At 73.1% G+C, this 13,724-nt stretch carries 11 protein-coding genes and 1 riboswitch; of the genes, 10 read left to right on the forward strand and 1 reads right to left on the reverse strand.

From position 1 onward, the window contains the following. Window positions 1-123: 123 nt before the first annotated feature. The 7 genes from AB0D32_RS28495 to AB0D32_RS28525 are packed head-to-tail and all read left to right on the forward strand — an operon-like array spanning window position 124 to window position 7,643. The gene (locus tag AB0D32_RS28495) at window positions 124-1,017 is read left to right on the forward strand and encodes a dihydrodipicolinate synthase family protein (protein WP_357096824.1); all 894 of its coding nucleotides are present in this window, start codon (window positions 124-126) and stop codon (window positions 1,015-1,017) included. Then, on the forward strand, window positions 1,017-2,018 hold the full coding sequence (locus AB0D32_RS28500; protein ID WP_357096827.1) for a proline racemase family protein: 1,002 nt from the start codon (window positions 1,017-1,019) through the stop codon (window positions 2,016-2,018). The genes AB0D32_RS28495 and AB0D32_RS28500 overlap by 1 nt, the downstream gene beginning before the upstream one ends. After that, window positions 2,015-3,457 carry an aldehyde dehydrogenase family protein gene (locus AB0D32_RS28505; protein ID WP_357096830.1) on the forward strand — a complete coding sequence of 481 codons (1,443 nt, stop codon included), beginning with the start codon at window positions 2,015-2,017 and terminating at the stop codon, window positions 3,455-3,457. The genes AB0D32_RS28500 and AB0D32_RS28505 overlap by 4 nt, the downstream gene beginning before the upstream one ends. After that, window positions 3,454-4,869, forward strand: coding sequence for an aminopeptidase P family protein (locus AB0D32_RS28510; RefSeq protein ID WP_357096833.1), 1,416 nt, complete (start codon window positions 3,454-3,456; stop codon window positions 4,867-4,869). Before AB0D32_RS28505 ends, AB0D32_RS28510 begins: the two co-directional genes overlap by 4 nt. Continuing rightward, complete coding sequence (locus tag AB0D32_RS28515; RefSeq protein ID WP_357096836.1) at window positions 4,866-6,014, forward strand: FAD-binding oxidoreductase; 1,149 nt, start codon at window positions 4,866-4,868, stop codon at window positions 6,012-6,014. The genes AB0D32_RS28510 and AB0D32_RS28515 overlap by 4 nt, the downstream gene beginning before the upstream one ends. After that, a complete protein-coding gene (locus AB0D32_RS28520; protein WP_357096839.1) occupies window positions 6,001-6,255 on the forward strand; it encodes a (2Fe-2S)-binding protein in 255 nt (84 codons plus the stop codon). The genes AB0D32_RS28515 and AB0D32_RS28520 overlap by 14 nt, the downstream gene beginning before the upstream one ends. Then, a complete protein-coding gene (locus tag AB0D32_RS28525; protein ID WP_357096841.1) occupies window positions 6,252-7,643 on the forward strand; it encodes an FAD/NAD(P)-binding oxidoreductase in 1,392 nt (463 codons plus the stop codon). Before AB0D32_RS28520 ends, AB0D32_RS28525 begins: the two co-directional genes overlap by 4 nt. An 80-nt stretch (window positions 7,644-7,723) precedes the next feature. Here AB0D32_RS28525 and AB0D32_RS28530 read toward each other — a convergent pair whose 3' ends face one another. Beyond that, window positions 7,724-10,231, reverse strand: coding sequence for a collagenase (locus tag AB0D32_RS28530; protein ID WP_357096843.1), 2,508 nt, complete (start codon window positions 10,229-10,231; stop codon window positions 7,724-7,726). A 391-nt stretch (window positions 10,232-10,622) separates the two neighbouring features. Then, a riboswitch (glycine riboswitch) is annotated at window positions 10,623-10,712 on the forward strand. Window positions 10,713-10,850: 138 nt separating this feature from the next. Between AB0D32_RS28530 and gcvT the strand changes: the two genes are divergently transcribed. The 3 genes from gcvT to glyA are packed head-to-tail and all read left to right on the forward strand — an operon-like array spanning window position 10,851 to window position 13,667. Then, on the forward strand, window positions 10,851-11,978 hold the full coding sequence (gene gcvT, locus AB0D32_RS28535; RefSeq protein WP_357096845.1) for a glycine cleavage system aminomethyltransferase GcvT: 1,128 nt from the start codon (window positions 10,851-10,853) through the stop codon (window positions 11,976-11,978). A 31-nt stretch (window positions 11,979-12,009) separates the two neighbouring features. Further along, complete coding sequence (gcvH, locus tag AB0D32_RS28540) at window positions 12,010-12,402, forward strand: glycine cleavage system protein GcvH (protein WP_357096847.1); 393 nt, start codon at window positions 12,010-12,012, stop codon at window positions 12,400-12,402. Beyond that, the gene (gene glyA / locus AB0D32_RS28545; RefSeq protein WP_357096849.1) at window positions 12,399-13,667 is read left to right on the forward strand and encodes a serine hydroxymethyltransferase; all 1,269 of its coding nucleotides are present in this window, start codon (window positions 12,399-12,401) and stop codon (window positions 13,665-13,667) included. Before gcvH ends, glyA begins: the two co-directional genes overlap by 4 nt. Window positions 13,668-13,724 lie beyond the last annotated feature (57 nt).

Genomic DNA, 13,724 nt, shown 5'->3' on the forward strand with positions numbered 1-13,724 from the left:
GCGGGCGGTGCCCGGCGGGCGGGCGCGGACGTCGGTCGTCGGCCCCGAAAGGTGAGTGATCCACTCCTGGTGACGCCCCGACAACCATGCTACGGTGCCATGTAACATTTTACTGGAGGTGGCGTGGAACAGATTCCATGGCGGGGCGTCCTCACGGCGACCGCCCTGCCGTTCGGCTCCCCTGACCTGAGGGTCGACCTGGACGCCTACGCGGCGCATATCCAGTGGCTCGCCGAGAACGGCTGCCGTGGCGTGGTCCCGAACGGCTCGCTCGGGGAGTACCAGGTCCTCAGCGCCGAGGAACGTGAGATCGTCGTACGGGCCACTGTGGAGGCCGCCCCGGCCGGCTTCTCGGTGATTCCCGGCGTGTCGGCGTACGGCGCGGACGAGGCGCGGCGCTGGGCCGACCAGGCGGCCGAGGCGGGCTGCCAGGCCGTGATGCTGCTGCCACCCACCGCCTACCGCGCGGACGACGCGGCCGTGCTGGCCCACTACCGTGAGGTGGCCAAGGCCGGCCTGCCCATCGTGGCCTACAACAACCCGCTCGACACCCGGGTCGACCTCACCCCGACCCTGTTGCGCCGGCTCTTCGACGAGGGCCTCGTGGTCGCGGTCAAGGAGTTCAGCGGCGACGTCCGCCGCGCGTACGAGATCGGCGAACTCGCCCCCGGCCTCGACCTGCTGGCCGGCGCCGACGACGTGGCCCTCGAACTGCTGATGGCCGGCGCGGTCGGCTGGATCGGCGGCTACCAGAACGCCATCCCGGCCAGTTGCCTGCGCCTCTACGACGCCGCCGTCACCGGCGACCTGGAAACCGCCCTGCCGCTGTACCGGACGCTGCACCCGCTGCTGCGCTGGGACTCCCGGCCGGAGTTCGTCCAGGCGATCAAGCTCTCCATGGATGTGGCCGGCCGGCCCGGTGGACCCACCCGTCAGCCGCGCCAGCCGCTGCCGCCGGCGGTCGCCACCGAGATCCGGGAGACCACCGAGCGGCTGATCGCGGCGGGCCACCGCTGATGCGCAGCAACCGCGTCATCCACGTGGTCGACTCGCACACGGAAGGGATGCCCACCCGGGTGGTGACCGGCGGGGTCCCGGTGATCCCCGGCGCCACCATGGCGCAGCGCCGGGAACACCTGATGGCCCACCTCGACCACCTGAGAACCTTCCTGATGTACGAGCCCCGGGGCCACTCGGCCATGTCCGGGGCGATCCTGCAACCCCCGACCCGGCCGGACGCCGACTTCGGCGTGATCTACATCGAGGTGTCCGGCTGTTTGCCGATGTGCGGCCACGGCACCATCGGTGTGGCGACCGTGCTGGTCGAGACCGGGATGGTCGAGGTCACCGAGCCGGTGACCACCGTACGCCTGGACACGCCGGCCGGCCTGGTGGTGGCGTCGGTCGCGGTGACCGACGGCCGCGCCACCGCCGTCACGATCCGCAACGTCCCGTCCTTCGCGGTCGCGATGGACGCCGTGGTCGACGTTCCCGGGCTGGGCCGGGTCCGCTACGACCTGGCCTACGGCGGCAACTTCTACGTCGTGGCGGAACTCGCCGACCTGCAGCTGAGCCTCGACCGGGCCGACAAGCAGCGGGTGCTGGAGGCCGGCCTGGCCATCATGGCGGCGGTCAACGCCACCGACCGGCCGGTGCATCCCGAGCAGCCGGAGATCTCCGGCTGCCGTCACGTGTACCTGGCCGGGGAGGGGTCGGACGCCCACCACTCCCGGCACGCCATGGTGATCCACCCGGGCTGGTTCGACCGTTCGCCCTGCGGCACCGGCACGTCCGCGCGGATGGCGCAACTGCACGCCCGGGGCCAGCTGCCGCTGGACCGGGACTTCGTCAACGAGTCCCTGCTCGGCACCCGGTTCATCGGCCGGCTGGTCGACACCACCACCGTCGCGGGCCGGCCGGCGGTGGTGCCGACCGTCACCGGGCGGGCCTGGCTGACCGGCACCGCACAGTACTTCCTCGACCCTGACGACCCCTTCCCGGCGGGATTCCTGACGTGAGTGAGCTGATCCGGAGTCGTTCCCCGCAGTGTCCGAGCGACGTGGTCACGGAGCAGGCCGCGGTGTCCCCGGACGAGGTCCGGGCGCTGGCCGCGCGGGCGCGTGGCGCGCAGGTCGGGTGGTGCCGGGAAGGGCCGGCCGGCCGCGCCGCGGCCCTGCGCGCGGCGGCCGACCGGTTGCGCGACCGGGCCGACGCGGTCACCGACCTCATCGTCCGCGAGGTGGGCAAGCCGGCGAGCGAGGCCCGCGCCGAGGTGCAGCGGGGCGCGGCCATCCTGGACTACTACGCACAGGCCTGCTTCGCCGCGACCGGTGACGTGCTGCAACCGTCGCTGCCGGCGCACCAGCCCGGCCTGCTCTTCACCGAACGCCGGCCGCGTGGTGTCGCCGGGCTGGTCACGCCGTGGAACTTCCCGCTGGCGATCCCACTGTGGAAGGCCGCGCCGGCCCTCGCCACCGGCAACGCGGTGCTGCTCAAGCCCTCCCCGGACGCGCTCGCCTGCGGCGAGGCCGTCGAGGGGCTGTTCGAGGGGCTGCTGCCGAGCGGGCTGCTGCACGTCGTGCCGGGCGGGGCGCGGACAGGACGGGCGGTCGTCGAGGCGGGCGACGTCGTCTCGTTCACCGGGTCCGCGGCGGTCGGCGCGGAGGTCGCGGTCGCCGCCGCCCGCGCCGGGCTGCCCGTGCAGGCGGAGATGGGCGGCCAGAACGCGGCCCTGGTGCTGCCCGACGCGGACCTCGGGCAGACCGCCGCGCTGCTGGCCAACGCCGCCATGGGGTACGCCGGGCAGAAGTGCACCGCGACCCGGCGGATCGTCGTGGTGGGCGACGCCCGGGAGTTCACCGAGGCGCTGGTGGCCGCGGTGGCGGCACTGCGCTTCGGTGATCCGGCCGAGCCGACCGTGGTCGCCGGTCCGGTGATCGACGAGGCCGCGCGGAGCCGCGTCCTGGGTGCCGCCGAGGCGGCGCGGGCGAGCGGGGCGCGGGTACTCACCGGCGGCACCGTCGGCCCGACCGCAGACGACGGCTTCTTCGTCGCACCGGTGCTGATCGACCGCGTCGACCCGGCACACCAGGTGGCCCGGGAGGAGACCTTCGGCCCGCTGGCCACCATCCTGACCGCGCCGGACCTGGCCAGCGCCGTCGAACTGGTCAACGACGTGCGGTACGGGCTGGTCACCTCGGTGCACGGCCATGACGTCGGTGCGCTGCTCGACGCCGTACGCGGGGTCGACACCGGTCTGATCCGGGTCAACGCGCCGACCACCGGGGTGGACTTCCACGCGCCGTTCGGCGGCGAGAAGGCCTCCAGCTACGGCCCGCGTGAACAGGGAACCGCCGCCCTGGACTTCTACACCTCGGTCCGTACCGTCACCTTCGCGGCGCCTGCGCGACCCACCCTGCCCACCCCACCGTCCCACCCCCTCAAGGAGGCCCCGTGACCCGCGCCGACCTGCGTACCGGCAGCCACGACCTGCCGGTCAGCCCCGCGCTCGAGGAGTTCATGCTGTCCGGCTGGGCGGACACCGAGCAGTACGACCTGCCGGTCGACGAGGTCGCCGGCTGGGCCGCGGCGCGGCGCGCGCGACTGCACGACCTGTTCGACGGGGAGCGGCTGGTGGTTCCCGCCGGCGGCTACCGGCAGCGGTCCAACGACCAGAACTTCCGCTTCCGGCCCCACTCGGCGTACACGTGGCTGACCGGCGACCAGTCCTCCGACGGCGTGCTGGTGATCGAGCCCGACGGCGACGCCACGCTGTTCCTGCGCCCCCGCTCCGACCGCAAGGACGGCGAGTTCTTCCGGGACCGGGTCTACGGCGAGCTGTGGGCCGGCCGGCGCCCCACGCTGGGGGAGAGCAGCCGGCGGCTGGCCCTGCCGACCCGGCACGTCGCCGAGCTGGCGTCGACGCTGGCCGGGGCGGACGCGCCGACCCGGGTGCTGCGCGGCGTCGACCGGGGCGTCGACGCGCTCCTTCCCGGCGCGGCCGGGACCGGCGACGCCGAGTTCGGCGCGGTGCTGGCCGAGCTCCGCCTGGTCAAGGACGACTGGGAGATCGCCCAGCTGGAACAGGCGGTGGCGATCACGACCCGGGGCTTCGAGGACATGGTCCGGGCGTTGCCGATGGCGATGCGTACCTCCGAGCGGTATCTGGAGGGGGTGTTCTGGCAGCGTGCCCGGCTGGAGGGCAACGACGTCGGCTACCACTCGATCGTGGCGGCCGGCGCGCACGCGGCGACCCTGCACTGGATCGAGAACGACGGACCGGTACGCGACGGTGACCTGCTGCTGCTCGACGCCGGGGCGGAGACCCGGTCGCTGTACACCGCCGACATCACCCGGGTGCTGCCGGTCTCCGGCCGGTTCAGCCCGTTGCAGCGCGACCTGTACGAGCTGTGCCGGCAGGCCAACGACGCCGCGCTGGAGTGCCTGCGACCGGGCGTGGAGTTCCGGGCGTTCCACCACGCGGCGATGACCGTCCTGGTGCACGGGCTGGCGGACCTCGGGGTGCTGCCGTGCCCGCCGGAGCAGGCGCTGGCCGAGGACTCCGGCCTGCACCGCCGGTGGACCCTGTGCGGCTCGGGCCACATGCTCGGCCTGGACGTGCACGACTGCGCCGCCGCCCGGTTTGACACCTATCTGGACGGCACGCTCGCGGCCGGCCACGTGCTGACCGTGGAACCGGGACTCTACTTCCAGCCCGACGACGAACTGCTCCCCGTCGAACTGCGAGGGATGGGCATGCGCATCGAGGAGGACGTCCTGATCACCGACGACGGCTACCGGATGCTCTCCGACGACCTGCCCCGCCGCGCGGACGACGTCGAGGCGTGGATGCACCGCATCAGTTCATGACCACCGACGGCGCGGACGTCGTCGTCATCGGGGCGGGCATGGTCGGCGCGGCCTGTGCCTACTACGCCGCCCGCGCCGGCCTGACGGTGACGGTGGTCGACCGGGGCGGCGTGGCCACCGGCACCACCGGCGCCGGCGAGGGCAACATCCTCGTCTCCGACAAGCCGCCCGGGCCGGAGCTGGCGCTGGCCCGGCACTCCGTCGCGCTGTGGCGGGAGATCGGCGCCACGCTGGGCGAGGAACGCATCGAGCTGGAACGCAAGGGCGGGCTGGTGGTGGCCGCCTCGCCGGCGGAACACGCGACGTTGCGGGCGTTCGCCGCGAGCCAGCGCGCCGCCGGGGTCGAGGCGTACGAGGTCCCCGCCGGCGAGTTGCCCGACCACGAGCCGCACCTGGCCCGGGACCTCGCCGGCGGAGTGCGCTATCCGCAGGACATGCAGGTGCAGCCGATGCTGGCCGCCGCCCACCTGCTGCGCGCGGCCCGGGTCCGGGTGCTGACCGGGACCACTGTCGTCGGGGTGCGCCGCGACGCCGCCGGAGCGGTCCGGGGCGTGCTGACCGATCGGGGCCTGCTGCACACCACGATGGTGGTCAACGCCGCCGGGGTGTGGGCCGGTGAGGTCGCCGCCCTGGCCGGCGTCGGGTTGCCGGTCCTGCCCCGGCGCGGCTTCGTCCTGGTCACCGAGGCGCTGCCGCCGCTGGTCCGGCACAAGGTGTACGCGGCCGGCTACGTCGCCAACGTGGGACGCAGCTCCGGGGACCTGGAGGTGTCCCCGGTGGTCGAGGGCACCGGGGCGGGCACCATCCTGATCGGCTCCACCCGGGAACGGGTGGGATTCGACCGGAGCTTTCCGCTGCCGGCCCTGCGCCGGCTGGCGGCGGGAGCGGTCCGGCTCTTCCCGGCGCTCGGCGGGGTCTCGGTGATCCGCGCCTACCGCGGGTTCCGGCCGTACAGCCCCGACCACCTGCCGATGATCGGCGCCGATCCCCGGGTGCCGGGCCTGCACCACGCCACCGGCCACGAGGGCGCCGGAATCGGTCTCGCCCCGGCGACCGGCCATGCCGTCGCGGCACTGCTGACCGGCGGTCTCCCCGACGTGGACCTACGACCATTCGCCCCGGAGCGTCACGATGTTCACCTTTGACGGCCGTCCGATTCCCACCGACGGGCGACGGACGATCGCCGCCGCGTTGCTCGCCGCCGGTGTCCGGTCGTGGCGACGCACCCGGATCGGCGACCGGCCCCGGGGGGTGTTCTGCGGGATCGGGATCTGCTTCGACTGCCTCGTCCGGGTCAACGGCGTGTCGTCCCAGCGGGCCTGCCTGGTGGTCGCCCACCCCGGGGACGTGGTCGAGACCCACGGCGACGGCGGGGAACGGGCATGACCGGGTACGACGTGGTGGTGGTCGGCGCCGGACCGGCCGGGCTGGCCGCGGCTGCCGCGGCGGCGCGGGCCGGTTGCCGGGTGGCGGTGCTGGACGCCGGGCCACGACCGGGTGGGCAGTTCTGGCGGCACCGGCCCGACGCGGACGGGCGCGGCCACCACGGCTGGTCGACGTTCGCCCGGCTGCGGGAGCAGCTCGACACGGTCGACCACCGGGCCGACGCCGCCGTCTGGTTCGTCGAGGCCGGCCGCACCGTGGCCGGACCCGCCGGGGCGGAGTTCGCCGTGCACACCCGGTCGGAGGTGCTGCGTGGGCGCCGGCTGGTCATCGCCACCGGAGCCCACGACCGGGTCGTGCCGTTCCCGGGCTGGGACCTGCCCGGGGTCGTCACCGCCGGCGGCGCCCAGGCCCTGCTCAAGGGCCAGGGGCTGACCTTCGCGCGGCGGATCGCGGTGGCGGGGACGGGACCGTTCCTGCTGCCGGTCGCGACCGGCCTCGCCGAGGCGGGCGGCACCGTCGTCGGCGTCTACGAGGCGAACGACCCGCTCGGGTACGCCCGCCGGCTCCGCCCGGTGCTCGGCGCGGCCGGCAAGCTCGCCGAGGCCGGCCGGTACGGATGGCGGATGCTTCGGCACACGGTGCCCTACCGTCGCCGGACGGCGGTGGTGGCCGCGCACGGCACCGACCACCTGACCGGGGTGACCGTCGCCCCGGTCGGCCCCGACGGCACCGTGGTCGGCACCGGGACGGAGGTGGAGTGCGACGGCCTCGCGGTGGGCTTCGGGTTCACCCCGCAGCTGGAGCTGGCCGTGACCCTGGGCTGCGCGACCCGGCTGGACTCCGACGGCAGCCTGGTGCTGGCCGTCGACGCGGCCCAGGCGACGTCGGTGCCGGGGGTGTACGCCGCCGGTGAGGTCACCGGCGTGGGCGGCGCCGACCTGTCGCTGGTGGAGGGAGAACTGGCCGGGGGCGCCGCCGCGCTCTCCCTGGGCCGTCCACCGTCCTGGTCGGCCCGCCGGCACGATCGCCTGCTGCGGGACCGGCGCCGGCTGCGCCGGTTCGCGGCGGCGCTGCACGCGGTGCATCCCGTGCCGGCCGGCTGGCCGGAGTGGTGCGACGACGACACGCTCGTCTGCCGGTGCGAGGAGGTGCCCGCCGGGGCGGTGCGACGGGCGGTGCGGGAGCTGTCCGCCGGCGACGCCCGGGGCGCGAAGCTGTTGACCCGGGCCGGGATGGGCTGGTGCCAGGGGCGGGTCTGCGGCTACGCCACCGCCTGCCTGGCAGCACGGGAAGCGAACCGGGACCCGGGCGTGGCGGACCTGTCCGGGTACGCGTCCCGGCCGCTGGCGCAGCCGGTCACGCTCGGCGAGCTCGCCGCCGACGAGTGACCGCCGCGGACCGGACCGCCGACGGTGTTGCCGGTCACCTCCTGGTGACCGGCAACACCGTCGGTACGCGCCAGGCCGGGTCAGTACTCCGACTTGACCGTGACTCCGCTGAACGCCTGCTTGGCGTGCAGGCTGACGTAGTGGTAGCCGGCGGCCGGGTTGCTGATCGTGATCGTCTCACCGTTGCCGGTGTTGACCGACCGCCGGGTGTACGAGCTCGTGGTGGCCCAGTTGCTGGGGCTGTAGTACAGGTCGGCGTCGCCGGTGCCACCGGAGGAGGTGATCTTCAGGCTGGTGGTGCCGGCCGGAACGTGAAGGTAGAGGTAGTAGTAGTTACCGGCGGTGGCCTGGAGGTTGCCGCGCTGGCAGTTGCGGCCCAGCGTCCGGATGTCGCCGCCGGTGCACTCGGGCAGCGGGGCGGTGCCGCCGGTGACGGTGACGTTCTGGGAGGTCCTGGCGGTGGCGCCCTTGTCGTCGGTGACCGTCAGCGTGACCGGGTACGTGCCGGCGACCTGGTAGGTCTTCGTGGGGTTGGTCGCCGTCGAGGTGGTGCCGTCGCCGAAGTTCCAGGACCGGGAGGCGATGCTGCCGTCGGCGTCCGTCGACCGGTCGGTGAAGCTGGCGGTCAGCCCGCTGGTGGTGTGGGCGAACGCGGCGACCGGGGCCTGGTTGGCGGGCGGGTTGGTGGTGCCGCCGCAGTTGCCGGCCGCGCAGGCGTCCAGCCAGGCGTACCAGGTGGTGTCGTAGCGGCTGCCGATGGTGCTGGTCAGCAGCGTACGGGCGGCGTTCCAGTTGCCGGTGCGGTAGTGCCCGAGCAGCGTGGTGACGTCACCGCGGTGCGACTGGAGCATGTACCGCACCGCCAGGTAACCCCACCGGTAGACGCGGGTGGTGTCGTGGCTGTACGTGGTGTCGAAGAGCGTACGCAGGGGGTAGGTCTTCTTCCCGGCCTCGGCGATCGCGGCGCTGTAGGTCAACTGGCGGTACGAGTACGACACGTACTCGGCGAAGCCCTCGATCCACCAGATGGTGGGGGTGGCGATGTTGTCGGTGAAGTCGCCGTACATGTTGAAGCGACCGTCGAGGTAGTGGGTGTACTCGTGGTTGAGGTTCCAGATCTCGAAGGTGGGGCGCAGCCACTCCGCCTCGTACGCGATGAACCGCGGCTGGTTGCCGACGACGGCCGGGTCGCCTTCGAGGTACATGCCGCCGTTGTTGGTGTCGATGCCGAACATCGGCCCGCCGTACGTCTGGTAGTCGGTGCTGGAGTCGAAGACCACGACTTCGAGCGTGGTGTTGCGGTCGTCGGCGACCGGGCCGTTGTCCGCCACCACGGAGTGGAAGTACGCGTCCTGGTTGCGCATGCTGGTGCAGGACCGGTCCAGCTCGGCCGAGGTCATCTGCTGGGCGCGGATGCGGATGGTGCTGCCGCAGGTGTAGGTGATCGGCAGGACCACGGCGGCCAGCCGCGCCTGGAGGTCGCAGGTGTCGTAGTAGGCGCAGTTTGCCTTGTCGTAGTAGTCGGTCATCTCCGCGACGCCGACCCAGAGGGCGGCGGTGGGGCCGGTGATCGCGCTCAGGTCGAGCAGGCCCCGGGCCAGCGGCCGTGCCTTCGGCCGCAACGCGGTGTGCTGGAGGAACCGGCCCAGTTCCCGGCCGGCGTTGGAGACCAGGTAGCCCCGCTCGGTGCCGAGCATCGCCCGTTTGCCGCTGGCGAAGCTGTACAGCGTGTCCAGCACGCTCGGGTCGGCGGTGACGGTGCTGACGAACTCGGGCACCTGGTGGCCCCGGAACAGCACGATGTAGACGTTGTTGACCGCGTTCAGCATCCACCACGACGAGTCGTACGAGCTGTTGTAGCCGGTCAGCAGCCGCTTCACCACGTACAGGTAACGGGCGTTCTCCTCGGCGCTGTCGATCAGCGTGACCGCCTCGGCCAGCACCTCGCCGTTGGCGTCGTTCACGTCGCCTGAGCGGCTGTTGGCGAAGAACGTGTCCAGGCCGGCGCGGATGGCGGTGCGCAGGGTGGGGCCGTACGAGCCCACCGTGGACGGGTAGTTCCATTGCACGTAGTAGCCGGCCCGCAGGTACAGCACGAGCTGGGCCGTACCCGTGCGGTTGGTGCCGTCGTAGGAGCCGGCGTCGTCCCGCAGCCCGTACGCCACGCTGGCCATCTGCGCCTCGCGGAACGCCTGGTAGGCGTCGCTTCCGGACAGGCTGAACAGGGTGTTCACGCAGTCGGTGGTGGACGCCTTGATCTGCTGTACCAGGGCGCTGCCGGTCCGGCTGGTGAAGTCACTCACGGCGCACGGGGCGGCGGCGGCCAGCCCGTGCGCCGACGGGGCACTGCGCGGCTTCGCGGCGTCGGGCTGGTCGTAGTCGCGGCGCAGCTCCTCGCGGGACGCGGGGAGCGGGGAGCGCTCACTCAGCGGCAGCGGGGCCCGCCGGACGTGCCCGTCGACGGCGCCGGAGCCGACGCCGGCGTCGGTCGGCGCGGTACCGGTCGGTCTCGCCGACGGCGCCGCGTTGGCGGTGGCGGAGGGGGCCAGCGGGCTCAGCCCCAGCGCCAGCACGAGTGCGAGTGGCATGGCGGCCCAGAGGCCTCGATTTCGTGACTTCCTGGTTTTCACGGTTCGCCTCCTGGCGTTCGTGCTCCGGCTCGGGTCGCCGGAGAGTGGGGGTGGGGGTGGTCGTCCACCGGTCGGTGGCCGGGGGTGACCGAGACGGATCTCCGCAGGGTGAGGCACGGATTGACGGACGCTCCCCTCCTCTTCGGAGGGCCCTACGGGAGAGGTCTCCTTCGATCGAGGTCGGGCATTGTCCCGTAGGTGGCCAGTACAATGGCACACATCACACATCGTGTAAAGGATTGTTCACTATCTATATACGTGACGTTATGGTTACGCTCCGTTGTCGTTGACACCCGCTCGGCCGGTCGCCTAGGGTCTGCGGGCAACCGACAAGTACATAGACGCCGTTCGAATCCGCGCGGGAGAGACCCCGACCCGTCGGGGCGCCGAAGGAGCAAACTCCCAAGAAACTCTCAGGCCCCGTTACCGCTCGGATGAGGCGAACTCTGGAAAGCAGACGATCCGTCGTCTCACCCACGGTGCAAACCGCCAGCCGGCGGTGAAGCTCTCAGGTCCATGACAGAGCGGGAGGCAACCGACCGTACGACGCGACCGCGTCGGGACGAGGGAGGCCTCCATGCACCAGAGTCAGACGACCCTGCTCCACCCACCCCTGCACGCCGCGCACGCCGAACTCGGCGCCCGGTTCACCGGCTTCGCCGGCTGGTCGATGCCGCTGCGCTACGGCAGCGAGACCGCCGAGCACCGCGCGGTACGCGAACGCGCCGGCCTGTTCGACCTCAGCCACATGGGACAGCTCGAGGTGTCCGGGCCGCAGGCCCCGGCGGCGCTGGACCACGCGCTGGTCGGGCACCTGTCGGCGGTACCGGTGGGCCGCGCCCGCTACACCATGCTCTGCGACGAGACCGGCGGCGTGCTCGACGACCTGGTCGCCTACCGGCTCGCCGCCGACAGGTACCTGCTGGTGACGAACGCCGTCAACACCGGTACCGCGCTGGCCGAACTGCGCACCCGCTGCGCCGGACCCGGAACGACCGTCACCGACCACACCGCCGAGCGCGCCATCATCGCCGTGCAGGGTCCCCGCGCCGCCGACACGGTGGAGGCCCTCGTCGGCGCGGAGTCGACCCGCCTCGGGTACTACACCGCCGCCGAGCTGGACGTCGGCGGGCGGCCGGCGCTCGTCGCCCGCACCGGATACACGGGCGAGGACGGCTTCGAGTTCTTCGTCCGGGCCGGGGACGCGGTCGACACCTGGCGGGCGCTGCTCGCCGCCGGCGCCACGTACGGGCTGACACCGGCCGGGCTGGCCTGCCGGGACACGCTCCGCATCGAGGCCGGGATGCCGCTGTACGGCTTCGAACTGCACCGCGGCGTCACCCCCTTCGAGGCGGGCCTGGGGCGGGTGGTGGCCTTCGCCAAGCCGGGTGACTTCGTCGGCCGGGCCGCGCTGGCCGAACGCCGGGACGCGGGTGCCGCCACCGTCCTCGTCGGACTCGTCGGATCCGGGCGGCGCGTCCCACGCACCGGCCATCCGGTGGTCACGCTCGCCGGCGGCACCGCGGCGGAACCCGTCGGTGTGGTCACCAGCGGCGCGCTGTCACCGGTGCTGGGCCGGCCCGTCGCGATGGCCCGGGTCCACCCCGACGCGGTCGGGGCGCGGTCCCGACTGGGCGTCGTCATCCGAGGAGACACCGAGCCGGTGGAGATCGCCCGGCTGCCGTTCTACCGCCGTCCGCGCTGACGCGCGTCCCCAACCACGAGGAGTAATGGGCATGGATGTCCCTGCGCGCCTGCGCTACAGCACGAACCACGAGTGGATCGACACCACGACCGAGCCGGCGACGGTGGGCATCACCGCGTTCGCCGCCGCGGCGCTCGGCGACGTCATCTACGCCGAGCTGTCCGAGCCGGGTACCCACCTGGCCGCGGGTGAGGTCTGCGGCGAGGTGGAGTCCACCAAGTCGGTGGCCGAGCTGTACCTGCCGGTGGGCGGCGAGATCGTCGCCACCAACGAGGCGGTCGTCGCCGACCCGGCCCTGATCGGCGCGGACCCGTACGGAGCGGGCTGGCTGTTGCGGGTACGCCTGACCGACGTGCCGCCGCTGATGACGGCCGACGACTACCGCGCCCACCTCACCGAAACCGACAACGGAGGCGCGGCATGACCGTCCACGACCAGGGGTTGATCGACGCCGACCCGGAGATCGCCGAGGCGATCGCCGCCGAGCTGCACCGGCAGCGGCAGACCCTCGGCATGATCGCCTCGGAGAACTTCGCGCCCCGGGCGGTCCTCGAGGCACAGGGCTCGGTCCTCACCAACAAGTACGCGGAGGGCTACCCGGGCCGGCGGTACTACGGCGGCTGCGAGCACGTCGACACCATCGAGCGGCTGGCGATCGAGCGGGCGAGGCAACTGTTCGGCGCCGCGTACGCCAACGTGCAGCCGCACTCCGGCTCCCAGGCCAACGCCGCGGTGATGGCGGCCCTGCTCGAACCCGGCGACACCATCCTGGGCCTCGACCTCGCACACGGCGGTCACCTGACCCACGGGATGCGGATCAACTACTCGGGCCGGCTGTACCGGGCGGTGGGCTACCGGGTGGACGCCGAGAGCTTCCTGGTCGACATGGACGAGGTCGAGCGCCTGGCTCACGAACACCGGCCGAAGATGCTCGTGGCGGGCTGGTCGGCGTACCCGAGGGTGCTGGACTTCGCGCGGTTCCGCCGGATCGCCGATGCCGTCGGCGCGTACCTGCTCGTCGACATGGCCCACTTCGCCGGGCTGGTCGCCGCCGGAGTGCACCCCAACCCGGTGCCGTACGCCCACGTGGTCACCCTGACCACGCACAAGACGCTCGGCGGACCGCGCGGTGGCGCCATCCTCAGCGCGGGCACCGAACTGGCCCGGCGACTGGACTCGGCGGTCTTCCCCGGCCAGCAGGGCGGGCCCCTCGGACACGCGATGGCGGCCAAGGCGGTGGCGTTCCGCATCGCCGCCGGGGACGAGTTCCGGGACCAGCAGCGGCGGGCCCTGCTCGGCGCGAGGATCGTCGCCGGGCGACTGGGCGCCGCCGACGCGCGCGACGCCGGCATCCGGGTGGTCAGCGGGGGCACCGACGTGCATCTCGTGCTGGTCGACCTGCGCGAGGCCGAGCTGGACGGACTCCAGGCGGAACGGCTGCTCCAGGGGATCGGCGTCACCGTCAACCGCAACGCCGTACCGTTCGACCCCCGTCCCCCGATGGTCACCTCGGGGTTGCGGATCGGCACCCCGGGACTGGCCACCCGGGGCTTCGACGAAGCCGACTTCGTCGAGGTCGCCGACATCATCGCCACCGCGTTGACCACCGCGCAAGCCGGTGACGGGCTGCGCTCGCGGGTCGACCGCCTCGCCGCCCGGCACCCCCTGCACGCCGGCCTGTCCGCCTGACGGACCCCCGACACGCTCCGACGTAGACCGGGGTGCAGCAGCCCCGACCGGCTCTCA

This window comes from Micromonospora sp. NPDC048170 (assembly GCF_040652795.1).
Lineage (GTDB): Bacteria > Actinomycetota > Actinomycetes > Mycobacteriales > Micromonosporaceae > Micromonospora.

Coding starts and splice junctions, on each gene's coding strand:
- AB0D32_RS28500 (WP_357096827.1), top strand. CDS start 1,017: ATGCGCAGCAACCGCGTCATCCACGTGGTCGACTCGCACACGGAAGGG.
- AB0D32_RS28515 (WP_357096836.1), top strand. CDS start 4,866: ATGACCACCGACGGCGCGGACGTCGTCGTCATCGGGGCGGGCATGGTC.
- AB0D32_RS28520 (WP_357096839.1), top strand. CDS start 6,001: ATGTTCACCTTTGACGGCCGTCCGATTCCCACCGACGGGCGACGGACG.
- AB0D32_RS28525 (WP_357096841.1), top strand. CDS start 6,252: ATGACCGGGTACGACGTGGTGGTGGTCGGCGCCGGACCGGCCGGGCTG.
- AB0D32_RS28530 (WP_357096843.1), bottom strand. CDS start 10,231: ATGCCACTCGCACTCGTGCTGGCGCTGGGGCTGAGCCCGCTGGCCCCC.
- gcvT (WP_357096845.1), top strand. CDS start 10,851: ATGCACCAGAGTCAGACGACCCTGCTCCACCCACCCCTGCACGCCGCG.
- gcvH (WP_357096847.1), top strand. CDS start 12,010: ATGGATGTCCCTGCGCGCCTGCGCTACAGCACGAACCACGAGTGGATC.
- glyA (WP_357096849.1), top strand. CDS start 12,399: ATGACCGTCCACGACCAGGGGTTGATCGACGCCGACCCGGAGATCGCC.